This window comes from Nocardia uniformis NBRC 13702 (genome assembly GCF_001613345.1).
GTDB lineage: Bacteria > Actinomycetota > Actinomycetes > Mycobacteriales > Mycobacteriaceae > Nocardia > Nocardia uniformis.
Genome location: NZ_BDCE01000076.1, coordinates 17,899 through 36,982, shown reverse-complemented (window position 1 = coordinate 36,982; position 19,084 = coordinate 17,899). Strand labels below are relative to the sequence as shown.

The window sequence follows — 19,084 nt, the reverse complement described above, 5'->3', positions numbered from 1 at the left end:
CGGATCGGCGACCCGACCGGCAGTAGGGCCCGCGTCACCAAGCCGAGGGCGGAACACCGACCCACCCCCAGGGGTAGCGCCGATCACACTTGGCGGTTTAAAGTTGGTCACATGACCAACTCTTGGGCGAACTGGGCCGGGGATCAGAGCTGCGTCCCGGCGTCCATCGCCGAACCGGGCTCGCCCGAGGAAGTCGCAGCGCTACTGAAGCGGGCCGAGGCCGCCGGGCAGACCGTTCGAGTCGCCGGATCGGGACATTCCTTCACCGATACGGTGCTCACCGACGGCATGCTCATGCGGCTGTCGAAGATGAATCGGATTCACTCGGTGGATCGGGCCACCGGGCTGGTGCGCGTCGATGCGGGACTGACGCTCAATGCCGCCAGCAACGCGCTGCATCCGCTCGGGCTGGCGTTCCCGAATCTGGGCGATATCGACGCCCAGACCATTGCGGGCGCGACCGCCACCGGCACGCACGGCACCGGCGCGAAGCTGCAGAATCTCTCCGCCGCACTGCACTCCATCGAGCTGATTACGGCCGACGGCGGCACGGTGGAGCTCAATGAGCAGTCCGATCCGGACGGTTGGCGGGCGGCGCGGGTGAATGTGGGCGCACTCGGCGTGATCACCGCCGTCACCCTGCGGATGGTGCCTTCCTTCGTCCTCGAGGGCATCGAGCGGCCGATTCCGCTCGCGGAGGTGCTGGCCGATCTCGATACCCATGTGGACGGCAACGAGCACTTCGAGTTCTACGTCTTCGCGCACAGCGATATCGCCATGACCAAGCGCAATAATGCCGTGGATCTACCGGAGCAGCCGCGCGGCCAGGCCGTGGAATGGTTCTCCGACGTCGTGGTCAATAACCACATGTTCGATGCCTTCTGCCGCATCACCCGGCGCAGCCCGGCGCTGATCCCGCAGCTGCAGCGCTTCTCCGCGCGGGCGGGCAGCTACCGTCGGCAGGTGGAGCGCTCGCACCGCGTCTTCGCCAGTCCGCGACTGTTCCGCTTCACCGAGATGGAATACGCCATCCCGCGCGAACATTCGGTCGATGCCATTCGCGAGATCAAAGAGGTGGCCAAGCGCTTCGATACGGTCATGCCGATCGAGGTGCGCTGGGTCGCCCCGGACGACGCCTTCCTCTCCCCCGCGGGCGGTCGCGAGACCTGCTACATCGCGGTGCACCAATACGCCGGAATGGAGTACGAGCCGTACTTCCGCGCCTGCGAACAGGTGTTCGATCGCTACAACGGCCGTCCACACTGGGGCAAGCGACACTTCCAGACCGCCGAGACGCTGGCGGCGCGCTACCCGGACTGGGAGAAGTTCGCCGAGGTCCGGAGGCGATTCGATCCGAAGGGCCGGTTCACCAATCCCTACCTCGAACGGGTGCTCGGTCCGGTCAACTGACCCGGCACTTCCCGGCTGCGGCCCGACCGGTCTCGAATACTTACAGACCGACCGGGTCGTTTTGGGGTCAATCGGGCGTAGGATCGGTTGCTGAAAGATGGCTAGACAATTCCGCTCGTCGAAGTACCCCGATTCGCACGCCCGGACCCCGGACGTGTCACACCTACGGAGGTTTCGATGTCTCTGATGGATAAGGCCAAGGAAGCCGCTGCGAAGGCCAAGGAGAAGGCCGACAGCATGGGATCGAAGATCGAGGGCCAGGCCGACGAATTCGAAACCAAGTTCCACGACGCCACCCAGGACGCCAAACACAAGGCGAACGAGGCCAAGGACAAGGCCGAAGGCTCGATGAAGCAGGCCAAGGACAAGTTCGGCGGCAATCGGCAGTAGGCGGGCCCTTCGATGACCGAGGAGGACAACAACCTCACCGCCACCTCCGACGAACTCGCCGACAATGTCGGCGGTACCGTCGGAGACCTCGCCGGAAAAGCCGGTGAAGCGGCCGGACACGAGATATGTCGAAGTCGCTCGAACAGGTGCGGGCGAATCTCGAAGGCGCGGCAGCCGATGCCATTAGGGCGCTCAACGAGATCGTCGAGAATATGAAATCCAAGCTGGGCGGCTCCTAGCCCACACTCGGCCCCGCCCGCCTCCGCGCGGGCGGGGCCGAGTGCCGAGCCAGCGCCGGGCCGAGCACTCCCCCGTGCGGTGCGTCACGTGCAGCTACGCACGTTGGCGACCTCACAGCTACTGGCTGGTAATGCGAGAGCGCCGGGTCGTTCGCTCTAAGCTACGCGCGGTAATAGCGAACTGATTCGGATTGGACTTCGCAGCATCATGTTCAAGGGCTTCAAAGAATTCCTGATGAGGGGCAACGTCATTGATTTGGCAGTTGCCGTGGTCATGGGCACCGCGTTCACGGCCATCGTGACCTCGGTAACCAAGGGCTTCGTGGAACCGTTGCTCGCGGTATTCGGCACCAATGCCGAACTGGGGCTCGGCGTTCAGCTCATCGGCGACAAGCCCGCCACCTTCATCGCACTCGGCCCGATCATCACCGCGGCCATCAACTTCATCATCGTCGCGGGGGTGCTGTACTTCGTGCTGATCCTGCCGATGAACCACCTCAAGCGGCGGTTCGCCGCACCGACCGAGGTGAAGGCCGACCCCACCGAATTGGAACTGCTGGTCGAGATTCGCGATCTGCTCGCGGCCCAGCGCACCGGCGACGTCGAGGCCAACGGCAGGCACGCCATGCGGGTCGAGCCGCGCGTGCCGCACGGCGATGAATTGAGCAACGGTGCCCGCGGCGGCGATACGCTCGAGCGGTAGCCGGCCTTACGCCGGTGCGGTGGCGTCGGCCGTCAGCGCGGATTTCAGGTGTGCCAGACCGGATCTGATGCGCTCCTTGGCGGCTGGTTCGCCGATGCCGAGGCGGGCCGCCACCTGGCGGTAGGTGAGCCCGCCATAGAAAGCCAGCACCACTGATTCGCGCTGGCGTGGGGTGAGGGCGGTCAGACCCGCACGCACCGCGTGCTCCTCATTGCGACGCACGATCTCCTCGGACACCACATCGGCCGGTCGCCGGTAATCGGCGGCTCCCCAGCGGCTTTCGTAGCCGTAGGCGGTCCGTTCCCGACGAACCCGATCCACCGCCTGGTGATGGGCCAGGGTGCACAGCCAGGTCAGCGCATTGCCCCGAGTCGGGTCGAAGGCGGCGGCGCTGCGCCATACCTGCAGGTACACCTCGTGGCAGGTCTCCTCGGCGTAGCCGATATCGCGGACAATGGTCTGTACCCGGGTGAATACCAGTGCGCGGGTGGCGCGGTACAGCTGGCCGTAGGCGTCCCGATCACCAACGCCGATGCGGCGCAGTAGATCATCGTAATCGCTACCGCGCCGAGTCGATCCGGTAATGGCCGTCGGCCGCACTGCTCGTGACATGGTGATCCCCCAGAAGGCAGTAATGGGTCGCAACGAGTCGTCGGGGATTGGGACGCTCGCAACCGCATACGGAATCCGGCCGGGGACAGGGGATCTCGGCTCCGCACCCGCCACGTTACCGGACGCGGGTAATGCATACGCATGGATCTTCGCAGGGTCACTCAGATTCGCAAACCAGCGGCGACCGGTGCGAATACTCGGGCTCGCGGCACGCTTCAGATACGCAAGCCGAGTTCGACAATGCCGCGCGCGACCGCGTGCACGGTCACCCGGTTCCGCCGGGCGTGGGTGCGAATGAGTTCGAACGCGGCGTCCGGCGTGGTGTGATGCGCGTGCGCGATAACACCTTTGGCCTGTTCGACCACAATCCGGGTAGTGAGGGCGTGCCGCAACTGCTCGGCCACCCGCTGATGTTGCCGCACCACATCCACGGTGACGATATGTCCGGCGGCCATCCCCGCCAGCAGTGCCGCGACCGACAGGTCCCGCTCGGTCCACTGCCGCGGTTGCCGCGAATACAGGCTCAGCACGCCGGTTTCGGTGTGCTCGACCCGCATGGGCACCGCGGCGACCGATGAAAGTCCGTGCTGCCCAGCGAGATCGGCGAACTCCGGCCACATATCGCCGTAGTGCGCGATATCGGTGACAGTCATGGCATTACCACACGAATGCGCGACCACGGCGGGTCCGAGCGCGCAATCCCATTGACAGGCTTCGAGTTCCAGCAGTTTCTCGGGTATACCACCGAAATATTCCGGCTGTTGCGGCAGGCACAGCGTGACGGTAGCTCCGTCCGGCTCCAGGACCTCTACTGCACCGCGCAACAGTTCGTCGAGCAGCTCCGGTAGCTCCCGCGCCGTGGGCAGCAGGCGCGCGAATCTCGCCAGCACCGCTACCAGCAACTCACTGTCGGACACCGCCACCACCCCGATCGCCGGGCGCGCCCGCCCACCACGAATGACCTCCCGCGCAGCCTTCGCCGAACATCTCATCGTATGGGCCGCTGGACCGTCAGCGGAATACCCGCACGATCGCAAGCCGAACCATTCCGGTTCGATCCGGCTCCACCACCGGATCAACCGCCGGTCGATGCGATACGCCGAGCCGGTACAGCACCGTCTTTCACCTCCGGGGCGCTCTCCTTCGGTCATAGCCTGCGCCGATATAGCCACTAGCCACAAAGTAGTCAGTGACTACATTTGGAGGGTGTCGGATATCCTGTGCTCACCATGTCCATTCGTTCTCGCTACCACCACGGCGATCTGCGCTCTGCCCTGCTGAAACGGGCTGAGGCCACGCTGCGCGAAGTCGGCGCGGACGGTTTGTCCCTGCGACAGCTGGCCCGCGATATCGGCGTCAGTCATGCCGCCCCGAGCCGACACTTCCGCGATAAGCAGGCACTGCTCGACGAACTCGCCGCGAGCGGATTCGAGCGCCTCGGACAGTGCTTCGCCGAGGCCACCACCGAGGGGCCGGTGACCGACCGGCTCTACGGTATGGCCCGCGCCTACCTACGGTTCGCCGTCGAGAACCCCGAACTCCTCGCACTCATGTTCGCCCGCAAGAACCTCTCCAGCACACCCGCCATGGCCGAGGCCGTGCAGCAGGCCTTCACGGTGCCGGTGGCCCTCATCGCCGAGGGGCAGGCGGCGGGTGAGATCGTGGCGGGCGATCCCAAGCGTCTCGGCATTACCGCCATTGCCGCGCTCCAGGGCGTGGCCACCCTCGTCGGCTCCGATTTCACCCCCGACTACGACGCCGATCAGCTGCTGCGTGACATGGTTCGCTATCTCACCGACGGATTGCGCCCGCGCCCCTGAGCGGTTCGTCGTGGCCGGAGCGCTGATCACATGAGCTGCCGCTGGAAGTAGGTGTACTCCAGCGCCGTGGTGTGCGCCTTCTCGTCATTGTTCGAACCGCCGCCGTGCCCGCCCTGGATGGCCTCGTAGAACAGATAGGGATGCCCCTGTTCGGCGAGGCGAGCAGCGAACTTTCGGGCGTGCTGCGGACCGACGCGGTCGTCCTTGGTGGTCGTCCACACCAGTGGCTCCGGATACTTCTCGTCGGGCCGCAGCCGGGCATAGGGCGAGATGGATTCCAGGAACGCCCGCTGCGCCGGATCGTCCACCGTCCCATACTCATCGACCCAGGACGCACCCGCCGCGATCTGCTCGTAGCGCACCATATCCAGGAGCGGGACGGCGATATCGACCGCATTCCACAGCTGTGGCCGCTGGGTGAGTTGCACGCCGACCAGGAGGCCGCCGTTGGATGCGCCCTGAATACCCAGGTGGCGCGGCGTGGTGATGTCGCGGGTAATGAGATCCTGTGCGACAGCGGCGAAGTCGTCGTACGCGCGTTGTCGGTTCACCCCGCGGGCCGCCTCGTGCCAGGCGGGGCCGTACTCACCGCCGCCGCGAATATTGGCGATCACGTAGACACCGCCGCGCGCCAGCCACAGCCGACCCAGCAGACCGTTGTAGCCGGGTGTCGAGGACGACCCGAAACCACCGTAGCCGGTGAGGATGGTGGGGTTGGTGCCGTCGTACCGCATACCCGAGGCACGGACGACGAAGTACGGCACGAGGGTGCCGTCGGGTGCGGCCACCTTCAGTTGTTCGACCACATACCTCGACGAATCGAACCGTGCCGGAGCGGTTTTCACCGACGCGAGCCGAGCGGTCGCGGTATCCAGGCTGAATAGGGTGGTCGGGGTCAGGAAGGAGGTGACCGACAGATAGGCGGTATGACCCGACTGATCGGCGTCGACGGCGTTGACGGTGGCGTTGTCCGGTACGGGAACCGGTGCGGCGGACCAGCTTCCGTCGGGCTGCGGGGTGTAGACGGTGGCGCGGCCACGCACATCGTCCAACGAGGTCACGACAATCCGGTTCCGCGTGGTGAGCACGCGCTGCATGGTTTCCTGCGGACCGGGCGCGTGCACGGCGGTGGCGCGCAACTGGCGCGGTCCCCGGATCAGGTCATCGGCATCGAGCGAAATCAGCGTTCCGGCGGCATGAGTCGCGCCGTCGGTCGTCCAATCCTGTTTGAGCGTGATCAGGATGTGGTTGCCGACCATCCCCTCCAGATCGTGTTTGGGCGGAATGGCGAGCATCATCGGTCCGGAACCGCCGAGCAGGCTGACCTGGCTCTCGAAGAAGGAGGTCCCGCGCACGATCAGATTCACCCGGCGACCACCGCCGTCTGCGAGCAGCACCGGGTGGGTGAAGAGGCCATCGGCCTGGTCACCACGCGCGATCTCGGTGGCGTCGGCGAGGGGCTGCCCACGGCGCAGCTGCTTCACAATGTAGGGGTAGCCGGATACGGTGACCTCCCCCGGCAGCCACTCGCGCGATACCAGCACCGTATCGGCGTCGACCCAGGCGGTGTACTGTTTACTGCGCGGCAGGACGAAGCCACCTTTCGCGAATTGTCGTGTGGTGCGGTCGAATTCGCGAATAGTGACGGCATCCTCACCACCTTCGGAGAGTCGGACCAGACACCGGGTATGGGTGATGGGATCACAGTCCATCCCCTTCCACACCCAGTTCCTGCCATCCTCCTTCGCCACCGCGTCCAGATCGAGCAGCGTGGTCCAGTTCGGTTGCGGTGATTCGTAATCCGCGCGAGAGGTTTCACGGAAGACGCCACGGGGGTGTTCGGCGTCCTGCCAGAAATTACCCACTACCCCATGTTCGAGGAGCGGCAATGGAATCCGGTCCGGCGCATTGTTCAGTTCCTTGGCGTGGGCGAGGTTATCGGCGAAATCCGGTTCCTGTTCCAATACGCCGAGGGTCCGCGCATTCTCCTTACCGATCCACTCCTGCACTCGTGGGCTGTCGAGCTCCTCCAGCCACAGATACGGATCTTCCTGGTCACCCGCCCCGCCGCAGGCCACCAGCACCATCATGGCCAGCAACCCTGACAGCACCATCCGCCATCGCCGACCCACGTCCATAAGGCCCCCTTCACCGCTCGCGGACTACCGCCATTCCTGTAGAACCCTACTCACTATTACCGGCTATTCGCCGGTCACAAATGAGCGCCGATCGGCGGTGACCGGCGCGGACATCGAAAATGGCGACCAGTTCCGACTGCGGCACAAACGGTTCAGATCGCGGTCGCGGTGGTACGCGCGTGCTCGGTGATATCCAGCGCGGCAAGGTATCCGAACACCAACGCCGGGCCGATGGTCGCGCCCGGCCCGGCATAGGTGTGGCCCATTACCGGCGCGCTGGTATTGCCCGCCGCGTACAGCCCGGCAATGACGGAACCGTCGGCCCGCAGCGCCCGGCCCGCGGTATCGGTGTCGATACCGCCCTTGGTACCGAGGTCGCCCGGCACCATCTGCACCGCGTAGAACGGCCCCTTGACAATCGGCCCCAGGCTGGGGTTGGGCTTATTGGTGATATCGCCGTAGTAGTGGTCGTACACGCTCTCGCCGCGCTGGAAGTCGGAGTCCACCCCGGTTTCCGCGAAGCCGTTGAAACGCTCGACGGTGGCGGTGAGATGCTCCGTGGGCACACCGATTCGGGTGGCCAACTCGTCAATACTCTTGGCCCGCACCATGACTCCGGAATCGAACCACGCCTTCGGTAGCGGCCCGCGGCCCGGAACGGTCGCGAACATGTACCGGTTGCGGTATTTCTTGTCGAAGATCAGCCAGGCGGGCACGTTCTCCCCCGGCCCATCACCCTGGCCATGCTCGCCGCCGTACATCCGGTGCACGGCTTCGACATACGGCAGCGATTCGTTCATGAAGCGCTCGCCGCGCTCATTCACGATAATGCTGCGCGGCAGCGACCGTTCGGCCAGTGCGAACCAGGGTCCCTCCGGCAGCGGAATGGTCGGCCCCCACCAGGCGTCATCCATAAAGCTCACGGCCGCACCGAGTTTCAGCGCCGCGGCAATGCCGTCGCCGGTATTGGTCGGTGCGCCGGTGGTCCAGTCCGAGCCGATGGGTTCGCGCTGGTATTTGCGCCGCATTTCGGCATTGTGCTCGAACCCGCCGCAGGCCAGCACCACCCCGTGACGCGCGTGCCAGACGGCGGACTGCCCATCGCGTTCGATCCGCACGCCGATCACCCGACCGTTCTCGGTGATCAGTTCCGTCAGGGCCGTATCGAGTTCCACCGGCACCCCGGCCTCGCGGATACCGAGCATCAGTTCGCCCATGAGTGCGGCACCGAATACCCGAAGTCGTTTGCGCGTCAGAAAGGCCGCCACGGCCCGGGCACCCATTCGCGCCATGGCGGCGGGTCCCCGCCAGCTGCGCAATCCCAGGCTCAGCCAACGGTATTCGGACTGCTTGGCCACCACATTCGGCGGGGCGGAGTCGCTGTAGGGCGGGTGCATGGTGTCGAGGTCCGCGCCCAACCGCCGCCCGTCGAACGGGAGGGGTTCACAGGTGCGGCCGGTGGCCAGACCGCCCGGGGCCTCCGGGTAGTAGTCGGAGTAGTCGCGCACCCACTCCAACCGCAGCGGCGCATTGTCCATAAGGAACTGCAGCGCTTCGGATCCGCGGTCCAGGTAGGTGTCGATCCGCGCGGGGTCCACATGCGGACCGACAATGCTCTTCAGGTAGCGCCGGGCGTCCTCGAGGTCGTCCCCGGGTGCCTGCTCCCGCAGTACGGAGTTACCCGGAATCCAGACGCCGCCGCCGGAGCGCGAGCTGGAACCGCCCCAGTACGAGGACTTCTCGATGATCACGGTCGCCAGACCATGCGTGGCGGCGGTGAGCGCGGCGCTCATACCCGCCGCTCCCGAACCGACGACGATCACGTCCACGACACGATCCACGCCAGCGTCCCCCGAGCCCGAAACCATCACCAGTACCCCTTCACAATCAGCTGCGACCAGGAAGATTACCCGCCGGTTGGTTTGCCGGGGAATCGAGCAGCACGGCGGTCGATTCGTATACCCGACCACCGAATATCTGCGAGGATGCTGAAGTGGCGGAGGAACTCGAACGACTGCGTTCCATAACCAGTACCGCGCTGCTCGTCGAATTCGCGGGCGGGCGTGGCCTGTCGCTGCCATCAATCCTGCGCCACACCGGAATTCGCGAGGCAGATCTACGCAATCCGGACGCCGAGGTCACGGTGGGCCAGGAAATCGCCGTCATGCGCAATATCGCGGTCGAGGCCGGCGACGAGCCCGGGCTCGGGCTGCTGGCCGGAATGAACTGCCACCCAGCGGGTCTCGGCGTGCTCGGCTTCGCGCTCATGAGCTGCCCGACGTTCGGGCACTTCGTCGATGTCGCGGTGCGCTATCTCGATCTCAATTTCACGGTCGTGGCCGCCAAGGTGGAATTCGAAGGATCGGAGGCCCGGCTCGTCCGCGACGACCGGATAGTCCCCGACGAGATTCGCCGTTTCGCGCTGGAACGCGATTTCGCGGTGGTCATGGGCCAGCTACAGGAAATGCTGTCCGGTCCGCTGCCCGACCTGCGGGTGGAACTCGCACTCGAACCGCATCCCATTTACGAGGCCTTCGGCGCGGTACTCGGTGCGAACGCGGTCGTCCTCGGCGCACCACGGTCGGTCATGGCGGTACCACTCGCCACCATGGGTCTGCCGCTCCCTCGAGCCAATGCGACCATGGCGCGCTTCTACGCCCACCAGTGCGCGGAGCTGATACAGAAGCGCAGCAGCCGCCTCGGGGTGAGCGGGCAGGTGCGCGAGTTGCTGATCCACCACGGCAGACTCGCCGACCAGACCCGCATCGCCGCCGACCTCGATATCAGCGTCCGCACGCTCCGCCGCCGACTTGCCGACGAGGGCACCACATTCCGCGAATTGAGCACCGAGACGATCGGCATGCTCGCCGAGGAACTCCTCGTCGCGGGGCTGACCGTCGAACAGGTCGCCGACCGCCTGGGCTACTCCAGCGTCTCGGCGTTCACCTCGGCCTTCCGCGGCTGGAAGGGGCAATCGCCGGGGCACTTCGGCCGGGTACACCGTGGCCGATCGCTCGTGCGCGTATAGCCGGGTCAACCCACCGGAGCTGCGATTCCGCCTATCCGACAATCGAATATCTGGGAGGATGCTGACGTGGCGGAGGAACTCGAACGGCTGCGTTCCATCACCAGCACCGCGCTGCTCACCGAATTCGCGGCGGGGCGGGGCCTGGCGATGTCATCGGTGCTGCGTCACACCGGAATTCGCGAGCAAGACCTGCTCGACCCCTCCATCGAGATCACGGTGGGACAGGAAATCGCGGTAATGCGCAATATCGTGAACGAGACCGGCGACGAACCCGGGCTCGGTTTGCTCTCCGGAATGAACTGTCATGCGACGAGTCTCGGCGTCCTCGGATTCGCCCTTGTGAACTGCCCGACCCTGGCCGACGTCATCGACGTCACGCTGCGCTATCTCGATCTCTCCTTCACGGTCGCGCCGGTCCGGCTGCAACGCCACGGCTCCGAGGCCCGGTTGGTCCGCGACGATTCCGCCCTGCCGAGCGAGATTCACCGGTTCGCGCTGGAGCGCGACTTCGCGGTGGTTTCCATCGCACAGCAAGATCTGCTCGCCGGACCGATCCCGGCAATGCGCGTGGAGCTGCAACTGGACCCACACCCGATCTACGAGGCGTTCGGCGCGGTACTCGGAGTGGACAGGGTCATCATGGGCGCGGCGCAGTCCATGGTGGTCATTCCGACCGGGGCCCTGGCCATGCCGCTACCCCGAGCCAATCCCGCCATGCTGCGCTACTACGAGCAGCAGTGCACCGACCTCATGCAGCAGCGGCGAAGCCGCCTCGGCATCAGTGGCCAGGTCCGCGAACTTCTCATCCACCACGGGAGGGTGGCCGACCAGACCCGTATCGCAGCAGATCTGGATATCAGCGTTCGCACCCTGCGCCGCCGGCTGGCCGACGAGGGCACCACCTTCCGCGAGCTCACCACCGAAACCATCGGCATGCTGGCCGAAGAACTCCTCGTCGCCGGATTGACCGTCGAACATGTCGCCGACCGCCTGGGCTACTCCAGCGTCTCGGCGTTCACCTCGGCCTTCCGCAGCTGGAAGGGCCAGTCCCCGGGTCTCTTCGGCCGCGCCCACCGAGGTCGATCGCTGGTGCGGGTGTAGCACTGCGGTTGACCGCGCCGCTGTCGGTGCCGCGGGGCAGGATCTACGGCGTGACCACCGAACAGATCCGGCGCCTCGAAGGAGCCATGGTCGACGGCCGTCGCTGGCGGGCCGGGCCGCACCGGCAGACGATCGTCGAGCATCCGGTACTCGGGCCGCTGGCCCGCCGTCTGGTGTGGGCGATCTTCGACGCCACCGGAGCGGTGACGGGTTCTTTCCGTATCCGCACCGACGACACCTACGCCGGCCCGAACGGCGAGCCGTTCGATCTCCCCGACGATGCCCTGGTCGGCGTCGCACACCCCCTACACCTGACCGACGTCCTCGATACGTGGCGCGGGGCGTTCGCGGATGCCGAGCCGCAACCCCTCGAACAGCTGCACCGCGGTATCCACGCCTTCACCCCCGAGGAAGCAGCCTCGAACCGCCTGTTCCGCTTCGAGAATCGCGAGGTCTCGACCGGCAAGGTCTACGGCCTGTGCACTCGCGGCTGGGAACTCGCCCACGACCGCGTCTGCCGCCGCTTCGGTGTCGGTCACGCGGTGACGGTCACCCTCGATCACGGTATCCGCGGCGGTTACCACGATGACCCGGACGAACAGCGGCTGCTCACCGTCGAACTCACCGGCGGCACCTTCGGCGTGCTCGAGGTCGTCGCCGCGTCCGAGCTATTGCGACAGTTGGAGTGGCTGGTGGCCCAGCGGGCGGTCGGCAGGCGATGAGAGGTGGCCGGTGGTCGCTGTTATTGTCGGTGGGACCTATCGCGTCCAGGCGGAGTAGACCGCGGCCGCGTCGATGAGGATGGTCATCCGTGAAATATGTCCCGCGCGTAGCGCTCTTTCTGGCGATACCGGCCGTCCTTTTCCTGCTGCCGTGGTGGACCCTGGTCGCCGCACCCACACAGGGGGCGAGCGCACTGTTCTGGCTGGGTACCGCGGTATTCGCGCTGGGGTATGTGGCGCTGCCGACGGCCATGTTCCTCGGGCACGGGGCCAGGCAGTCCGATGCCGCGTCCATTGTCGGCGACACCATGCTCGGCGTGCTGTGGGTGCTGTTCAGTTGGTCGGCGATCGGGCTGCTCGCCCGATTGGTGCTGGCGGGTGCGGGTGTGCAGAATCCGGCCCGCTCACAGAGCATCGCGATCGGCGTGCTCGCCGTGGCCATCGCGCTGACCGCCTACGGCATCTTCGAGGCCCGGCGTATCCCCCGGGTGCGCAGCGTCGAGGTGCCGATCCGCGGGCTCGGCACCGGTCTCGACGGCCTGCGCATGGTGGTCGTCACCGATACCCACTTCGCCGCCCTCGATCGACTGCGCTGGTCGGAGCGAGTGGTCGATATCGTCAATGACCTGAAGCCCGATATCGCCTGCCACGCGGGAGATCTCGCCGATGGATCGGTGCAGAAGCGGCACGAGCAGGTCGACCCACTCGGCAAAGTCGTTGCGCCGCTGGGCAAGTTCTATATCACCGGCAATCACGAGTATTTCGGTGATGCTCAGGGCTGGATCGACCATATGACGTCCATCGGCTGGCAACCACTGCACAACCAGCACGAACTGATCACCCGCAATGGCGACACCCTGGTCATGGCGGGTATCGACGATCCCACCGGCGTCGGGCTCGCCGGGCACGGACCGGACCTCACCGCCGCGCTCGCGGGCGTCGATCGCGACCTGCCGGTGGTGCTGCTGGCACATCAGCCCAAACAGATCACCGATGCCGCGGCAGCCGGTGTGGCGCTACAGATTTCAGGCCACACCCACGGTGGCCAGATCTGGCCGTTCCACTACCTGGTCCGTCTCGACCAGCCGGTGGTCGCGGGCCTGAGTCGCCACGGCGCGACCCAGCTCTACGCCAGCCGAGGCACCGGTTTCTGGGGTCCGCAGCTGCGGGTATTCGCCCCGAGCGAGATCACCGTCCTCATCCTGCGTGCGGAAGCGGCCTAGCTTTCCCCGGCCGATTGACACTGAACGAGAAGCCATGCCCCATGTCGTAACCCGTGCGGGTGCAGTTCATGTCAGCGACCGCGGCGACGGCCCACCGATCGTGTTGCTGCACGCCACCCTGCACGACCACCACGATTTCGACCCGATTCTCGAACAGCTCGCGGCACACTTCCGGGTACTGGCCGTGGATTGGCCGGGTCATGGCGAATCCGATCCCCTGCCCGCCGATATGCCCGCCTCCGCAATGCTTTTCGCGGGGGTGCTCGAGGACGTGCTGAATCAGTTGCATGTGTCGCGGGCGGTATTCATCGGCAATTCGGTCGGCGGATTCGCCGCCGCCCGGCTCGCCGCCACCCAACCGGAGCGGGTATCGCATCTGGTGCTGGTGAACGGCGGCGGCTTCACTCGACACAATGCCGTGACGCGTACGTTCTGTCGGATGATGGGCACGCCCGCCGTCACCCGGATGGTGTGGCAGCTGCTGATCCCCCGCTACATGCGGGCACGAACCGCACATGACCACACCATTATCGGAAAGGCCCGCACCCGCGCGCGCACTCGCGAGGGCGTCCACACCACCGCCGCGCTGTGGCGCAGCTTCGCCGCTCCCGAATACAACCTGCGTCCCCTCGCCGCTGGAATCGTCGCACCGGCGCTGCTGATCTGGGGCGCCCGCGACATCATCCTTCCCCTCCGCGAGGGCCGCGCCGCCTGGGCCGCCATCCCCGGCTCCCGCCTGGTGCCGCTCCCCACCGGGCATGTGCCATTCTCCTCGGACCCCGATGAATTCCTCGCCCACACCCTGGAATTCATTCGCCGGCCCAGCGATACAGTCGGCAGGTGACCACCCGTCAGGACGCCGCCCAACGCACCCGCACCGACCTCCTCGATGCCGGGCTGCGGCTGGCCGGAAGTATCGGCCTCGCCCAGATGAGCGTCAATCGCATAGTCGCGGAAGCGGGCGTAGCCAAGGGCAGCTTCTTCCACCACTTCGGTGACCGCGCCACCTATTTACGTGCGCTACACCGGACCTTCCACGACCGCGTCCTCACCTCCAATGAACACCTCACCGCCGAAACTCCGCCCGGCCGAGACCGTCTCTGGCGCAGCACGCTCACCTATCTCGACGCCTGCCGCAAACAACCGGGCGTCCGCGCGCTGCTCCTCGAAGCCCGCGCCGAACCGGCCATCTCCGCCGAAATTCTCCTCCGCAACGACACCATGGCGCAGCTGGCCGAACCCGACTTCGAGGCCATGGGCTGGCCGCATCCCCGCGACAGTGCCCGGCTGTGGGTCGAATTGGTCGCCGAGGCGGCACTGATCGAGTTCGACTCCGGCACCACTGATTCCGATACTCGCGCGGCGCTGCGGCACTATCTGCGCTGATCTCGACGTTGTCGCTGATGCCGAAATATGTATCGCGGGAAGGGTTCTGACGATCCCGACGGTCGCCGACCGGACCGCGAGTGGTGAGCACGGTGATCAGCCACCGTGGGTCTTCGCAAAGCCCCGCTCCGACAGCGATGCGGATCGTAGGATATTGCGCGGCGAACACAGTTCTATTTTCGACCCGCTCGAGTGCCAGCAATGACGACGTGCATAGTGCCGAAGTAGGAGACCGCCCGTGTTGTCACGCGAACGCGTACGAGAACTTGTCGAGTCACCCGGATGCCAGCAGTTCATTATCGCGGTCATTCTCATCAATGCGGTGGCACTGGGCGCGGAGACTTCCGGCGGACTGATGACCGTCGCTGGCCGATTTGTCCATATTATTGATGCGACGGCGCTCGGCATATTCGTTGTCGAGATGCTGCTCAAGTTGTACGCCTATGGCCTCGCCTATTTCCGCGACCCATGGAATGTCTTCGATTTCGTCGTGGTCGGTGTGGCGCTACTGCCCGCGACGGGCGGCCTATCCGTATTGCGGGCATTCCGCATATTGCGGGCGCTCCGCCTGGTATCGGCTACTCCGAGCATGCGGAAGGTCGTGGCGAACCTGCTCGCGGCACTACCGGGTATGGGATCAATCCTCGGATTGCTCGCGCTGGTCCTGTACGTGGCGGCAGTCCTGGCAACCAAGCTGTTCGGCACCGTGACACCCGAACACTTCGGCAGCCTCGGCACGTCGATGTGGACCCTCTTTCAGGTCATGACCGGCGAGGCATGGCCCGATATCGCAAGCGAGGTAATGGCCGCGAAACCGCTCGCGTGGATCTTCTTCCTTCTTTACATCTTGGTCTCCACCTTTGTCGTTCTCAATCTGTTCCTCGCCGTCATGGTCAGCGCGGCGGAAGATGTACGAGCGGAGGAGAATCGCGAACAACACGAGCAGGAGAACCAGGCCGACGATGCCGTCTCCGCGAAAATTCTCGGTGAGCTGGCGGCATTGCGCGAGGAGGTCCACTCATTGCGGGACGGGATCCGCATAATCATGCCGGCTACCCCCGGCACGAATACCAGTGTCATCCACACCGGCGGCAGTGGTTTCAATACCCACCGCCACCTCACCGACAACGAGGTCAACCACGCCATCACCCTCTACCGCAACGGCCATACTCTCGCCCACATCGCCGAACAGCTCGGCGTCACCCACTCGACCGTCCGCACCGCCCTCCAACGACGCGGTATCCCCCGCCGCGCCACCCAGGGCCGTCCCCACTGAGCCGGACTCGACCGGCAAGCTGTTGCGTCCCTTCGCGATCTACCGCGACGACGCTCCTCGAAACGCCGTCCGCACGCGCGGGCTGGTGGATCCGGATCGGACCGATGAATTCGCCGAGCGCCCGGCGTCTACATCTACAGCACGCAATCTGTGAACCCGGTCAGGGAGGACCCCATGAGCACCACAGCACTGCCGCCCGTCGTCGACGCCGATACCTGGCAGCGTGAACTCGACGCGCTGCGTAAACGAGAGAAGGCCGCGACCCGGGAACTCGACGCTATCGCCGCCCAGCGCCGCCGCCTGCCGATGGTCGAAATGCCCGACTACACCCTCGAGGGTGAGGAGGGGCCGGTCCGCCTGGCGGATATCTTCGACGGCCGGTCACAGCTGATCGTCTACAACCACATGTGGTTCCCGGGCAAGGAGTGGCAGTGCGGAGGTTGCACCGGATTCACTTCGCAGTTCACCCGTTTGGAGTTCCTGAACAACTACGACGCCAGGTTCGTCCTCGTCACTCAGGGCCCGATCGATGAGGCCCTCGCCTACCGGCGCCGCGTCGGAAACAAGATGACCTGGTACTCCACCGCGAACAGCTCATTCGGCGCCGACGTCGGAGCGCCGCCCGACGCGGAATTCGCGGTCAACGTATTCCTCCGCGACGGCGACACCGTCTATCGCACCTGGCACACCGACGGTCGCGGCACCGAACAACTCAGCCATTCCTTCGCCCTGATCGACCTGCTGCCGTACGGCCGCCAGGAGGAATGGCAGGATTCGCCCGCAGGCTGGCCGAAGTCACCGGCCTACAGCAAGTGGAGCAGCTCGGAGGACATCGCCGCGGCCTACGGCGAGCCGAATGCGTCGATCAGCCGGTGAAATGGGGCCGGAGCACACGGATCACTGTCACGCCTTCCGTGCGATGTAGTAGCTATTGAAGATATCGGCGTCGACGTGCTCGATATCGACCGAGGCGAACCCGGCTTCGCGGAGCATGCGGGTCGCGACCTGTTCACCCCACATGGTTCCGAGCCCGTCGCCGTCGAGTGCCAATGACACTGTCATGCAGTGCATTGTGGACATGGTGTACATGCCCGGCCCGAGGGGATGTTCCATATTGTCTTCCAGATTGCTGGAGGCCTGGATATCGACCATCAGAAAAGTTCCGTCGTCCTTCAGCGCCTCGGCGATGCCCCGCAGGACCTGTGCCGGGTGGGCCTGATCGTGGATGGCGTCGAATGCGGTGATCAGATCGAACTGGTTGGACACGCCGAGATCGGTGACGTCGCGAACCTCGAATCGGGTATTGGTCACCCCCAGGGCCGCCGCCTCCGCGCGGCCGGCCGCGACACCTTCCTCGGAGAAGTCGTAGCCGATGAACCGACTGTTGGGAAACTCCCGCCCCAGCAGGTTGAGCGCGTGTCCGCTGCCGCAGCCCACATCCGCGACATCGATTCCTTCCCGCAGCCGCTCGGGCAGGCCGGGGACGAGGGTGATGGTGACGTCGATCAGCGCGACATCGTGCACCGCCGCGCTCTCCTCGGCCATGAGCTGCTGAAATCGACCGTACTTCGAGTAGGGGACGCCGCCGCCGTGTCGGAAGCAGTCGATGATCGCGGGCTCGACGCTCGCGGCCAGCGGGATGTACTGCGCGAAGGCGGCGATATTCTCCGGACCCGCCGCCCTGGTCAGTGCCGCGGCATGCTCCGGCGGCAGTGCGAAGGTGTGCGTGTCGGGCTCGTAGTCGACAATCCTGCCGACAGTGAGCGCGGAGAGGCATTCACGGACATACCGCTCATTCAGCTGCGCGGCGCGGGCAATGTCCGCGCTGGTAGCGGGAGGCAATGAGCTCATAACGTCGAATAGGCCGGTTTGATGGCCGATGCTTACCATGAGGGTCAGAAATCCGTCATTGAGGATCTCCAGCATCCGATTGCCGAAAGCCTCTGCCCGCGCGGCGAATTCCGCATCCGTGGCAGTCGTGGGCTCAGCAGTGCTCAGGGTCTGCGTATCGCTGGACATAACAGCTCCACTCCTAGTGAATTCGGCCTACGGCTTGGCGTAGTCGGCGAAGCCCTGCCAGTCGAGCATGACGCAGGCTTCGTCTCCGACCACCCACGCGTCGTGGCCCGGCGGCGCGACCATGAAATCCCCTGGGCCGAATTCCTGCTGCTCGCCATCGTCCATGGCCACCACCATCCGCCCGGCCAGGCAGTATCCGGCATGCGCGGCCTGGCAGCTATCGGTCTGGGCGATCGGCTTGACATGCTCCGACCACCGCCAACCGGGTTCGAACACCGCCCGCCCCACCGGGCCGCCGTCGAGATTGACGAGATCGAGTCTGCCCTTGCCCTGTTCGAAGGGTCGGGTTTCCTCGGGTGAATCGAATGTTCTACGAACCAGACCAGACATGGCCGCTCTCCTCTTGATCGCATTGCGGCAGCTGGCCATAGCCGAAACTTGCCCGACTGGAAGACATCCTCCGATGCGTGAGAACCACGGCCGCCGCCTCTGGAAAAGACACCTACCCCCGACTACATATCGAAAGCGCATACGCACCTGGATCCATCTCCAAGTGACGTGCATCACATGCTATGCCCGCGTGGTCGCGGTAGCAAGATAGCTATGTAAAACGACGAAGGCCCGGTCCTGATGGACCGGGCCTTCTCAGTGGAGCTGCCGGGAATCGAACCCGGGTCCTCCGCCGCTTTTCCAGGGCTTCTCCGTGTGCAGTTCGCTGTGTCTCTACTCGGATCTCTCAGTCACGCGAACAAGCCGAGATGACGATCCCAGTCGCTGTTCGATGTCCCGTCCTGTCTCCGCGACCGAGGCGGACGGTAAGCCCTCTAGCTGATGCCAGGGACCGGGTCGAGGGCGAACCCGGGCTGACAGACACGCTTCGCTACTTAGGCAGCGAGAGCGTAGTCGCGCTGATTGGAATCGGCGCTTATAAGGTTGCAGCGACGCTTACGGTGGTCTCTTGCCTGCACCGACACGCTTCCCCTGAATTAACGCACGCAGTCGAAACCGTTCAGCCCC

At 65.3% G+C, this 19,084-nt stretch carries 18 protein-coding genes and 1 other RNA gene; 12 read left to right on the top strand and 7 right to left on the bottom strand.

The window, feature by feature from the left end; all coding sequences use genetic code 11:
• The first annotated feature begins 111 nt into the window (after positions 1-111).
• From NU1_RS29095 to NU1_RS29085, 3 genes are all read left to right on the top strand, one after another.
• The gene (locus NU1_RS29095) at positions 112-1,410 is read left to right on the top strand and encodes a D-arabinono-1,4-lactone oxidase (protein ID WP_067526480.1); all 1,299 of its coding nucleotides are present in this window, start codon (positions 112-114) and stop codon (positions 1,408-1,410) included.
• A 177-nt stretch (positions 1,411-1,587) separates the two neighbouring features.
• Positions 1,588-1,800, top strand: a complete 213-nt coding sequence (locus NU1_RS29090; protein WP_157553198.1) for a CsbD family protein — start codon at positions 1,588-1,590, stop codon at positions 1,798-1,800.
• Positions 1,801-2,295: 495 nt separating this feature from the next.
• On the top strand, positions 2,296-2,742 hold the full coding sequence (locus tag NU1_RS29085; RefSeq protein WP_371859849.1) for an MscL family protein: 447 nt from the start codon (positions 2,296-2,298) through the stop codon (positions 2,740-2,742).
• Positions 2,743-2,748: 6 nt separating this feature from the next.
• Here the strand turns inward: NU1_RS29085 and NU1_RS29080 are convergent, their stop codons facing one another.
• Together NU1_RS29080 and NU1_RS29075 are read right to left on the bottom strand one after the other, a co-directional pair.
• Positions 2,749-3,354: a sigma-70 family RNA polymerase sigma factor gene (locus tag NU1_RS29080; protein WP_084521897.1), complete on the bottom strand. Its 606-nt coding sequence runs from the start codon at positions 3,352-3,354 to the stop codon at positions 2,749-2,751.
• Between the two features lie 215 nt (positions 3,355-3,569).
• Complete coding sequence (locus tag NU1_RS29075; protein WP_067526571.1) at positions 3,570-4,271, bottom strand: ANTAR domain-containing protein; 702 nt, start codon at positions 4,269-4,271, stop codon at positions 3,570-3,572.
• A 312-nt stretch (positions 4,272-4,583) separates the two neighbouring features.
• Between NU1_RS29075 and NU1_RS29070 the strand changes: the two genes are divergently transcribed.
• On the top strand, positions 4,584-5,174 hold the full coding sequence (locus tag NU1_RS29070; protein ID WP_067526569.1) for a TetR/AcrR family transcriptional regulator: 591 nt from the start codon (positions 4,584-4,586) through the stop codon (positions 5,172-5,174).
• Between the two features lie 26 nt (positions 5,175-5,200).
• On the opposite strand, the gene NU1_RS29065 is transcribed toward NU1_RS29070, so the two are convergent.
• Together NU1_RS29065 and kstD are read right to left on the bottom strand one after the other, a co-directional pair.
• Positions 5,201-7,312: a prolyl oligopeptidase family serine peptidase gene (locus tag NU1_RS29065; RefSeq protein ID WP_067526476.1), complete on the bottom strand. Its 2,112-nt coding sequence runs from the start codon at positions 7,310-7,312 to the stop codon at positions 5,201-5,203.
• Between the two features lie 152 nt (positions 7,313-7,464).
• Positions 7,465-9,180: a 3-oxosteroid 1-dehydrogenase gene (gene kstD / locus NU1_RS29060; RefSeq protein ID WP_067526475.1), complete on the bottom strand. Its 1,716-nt coding sequence runs from the start codon at positions 9,178-9,180 to the stop codon at positions 7,465-7,467.
• 125 nt (positions 9,181-9,305) lie between these two features.
• On the opposite strand from kstD, the gene NU1_RS29055 reads away from it, so the two are divergent.
• The 8 genes from NU1_RS29055 to NU1_RS29020 all read left to right on the top strand — a co-directional run bounded on the left by NU1_RS29055 (position 9,306) and on the right by NU1_RS29020 (position 16,924).
• A complete protein-coding gene (locus NU1_RS29055) occupies positions 9,306-10,340 on the top strand; it encodes an AraC family transcriptional regulator (RefSeq protein ID WP_067526474.1) in 1,035 nt (344 codons plus the stop codon).
• A gap of 66 nt (positions 10,341-10,406) precedes the next feature.
• Entirely contained in the window at positions 10,407-11,441 is a 1,035-nt protein-coding gene (locus NU1_RS29050; RefSeq protein WP_067526472.1) for an AraC family transcriptional regulator, read from the top strand.
• Between the two features lie 50 nt (positions 11,442-11,491).
• Entirely contained in the window at positions 11,492-12,163 is a 672-nt protein-coding gene (locus NU1_RS29045; RefSeq protein WP_157553196.1) for a DUF4132 domain-containing protein, read from the top strand.
• 89 nt (positions 12,164-12,252) lie between these two features.
• A complete protein-coding gene (locus tag NU1_RS29040; RefSeq protein WP_067526468.1) occupies positions 12,253-13,386 on the top strand; it encodes a metallophosphoesterase in 1,134 nt (377 codons plus the stop codon).
• 34 nt (positions 13,387-13,420) lie between these two features.
• Positions 13,421-14,230 carry an alpha/beta fold hydrolase gene (locus NU1_RS29035; RefSeq protein ID WP_067526466.1) on the top strand — a complete coding sequence of 270 codons (810 nt, stop codon included), beginning with the start codon at positions 13,421-13,423 and terminating at the stop codon, positions 14,228-14,230.
• The gene (locus tag NU1_RS29030) at positions 14,227-14,772 is read left to right on the top strand and encodes a TetR/AcrR family transcriptional regulator (RefSeq protein ID WP_067526464.1); all 546 of its coding nucleotides are present in this window, start codon (positions 14,227-14,229) and stop codon (positions 14,770-14,772) included. Before NU1_RS29035 ends, NU1_RS29030 begins: the two co-directional genes overlap by 4 nt.
• Positions 14,773-15,010: 238 nt before the next feature.
• Positions 15,011-16,048, top strand: coding sequence for a DUF7317 family protein (locus NU1_RS29025; RefSeq protein WP_067526462.1), 1,038 nt, complete (start codon positions 15,011-15,013; stop codon positions 16,046-16,048).
• Positions 16,049-16,222: 174 nt separating this feature from the next.
• Complete coding sequence (locus tag NU1_RS29020) at positions 16,223-16,924, top strand: DUF899 domain-containing protein (RefSeq protein WP_067526460.1); 702 nt, start codon at positions 16,223-16,225, stop codon at positions 16,922-16,924.
• Between the two features lie 27 nt (positions 16,925-16,951).
• Here NU1_RS29020 and NU1_RS29015 read toward each other — a convergent pair whose 3' ends face one another.
• The 3 genes from NU1_RS29015 to ssrA form a co-directional block, all read right to left on the bottom strand.
• Positions 16,952-18,067 carry a class I SAM-dependent methyltransferase gene (locus tag NU1_RS29015; RefSeq protein WP_084521894.1) on the bottom strand — a complete coding sequence of 372 codons (1,116 nt, stop codon included), beginning with the start codon at positions 18,065-18,067 and terminating at the stop codon, positions 16,952-16,954.
• A 27-nt stretch (positions 18,068-18,094) separates the two neighbouring features.
• Positions 18,095-18,457, bottom strand: a complete 363-nt coding sequence (locus NU1_RS29010) for a cupin domain-containing protein (RefSeq protein ID WP_067526565.1) — start codon at positions 18,455-18,457, stop codon at positions 18,095-18,097.
• Between the two features lie 256 nt (positions 18,458-18,713).
• Positions 18,714-19,084: a transfer-messenger RNA gene (gene ssrA, locus NU1_RS29005) on the bottom strand.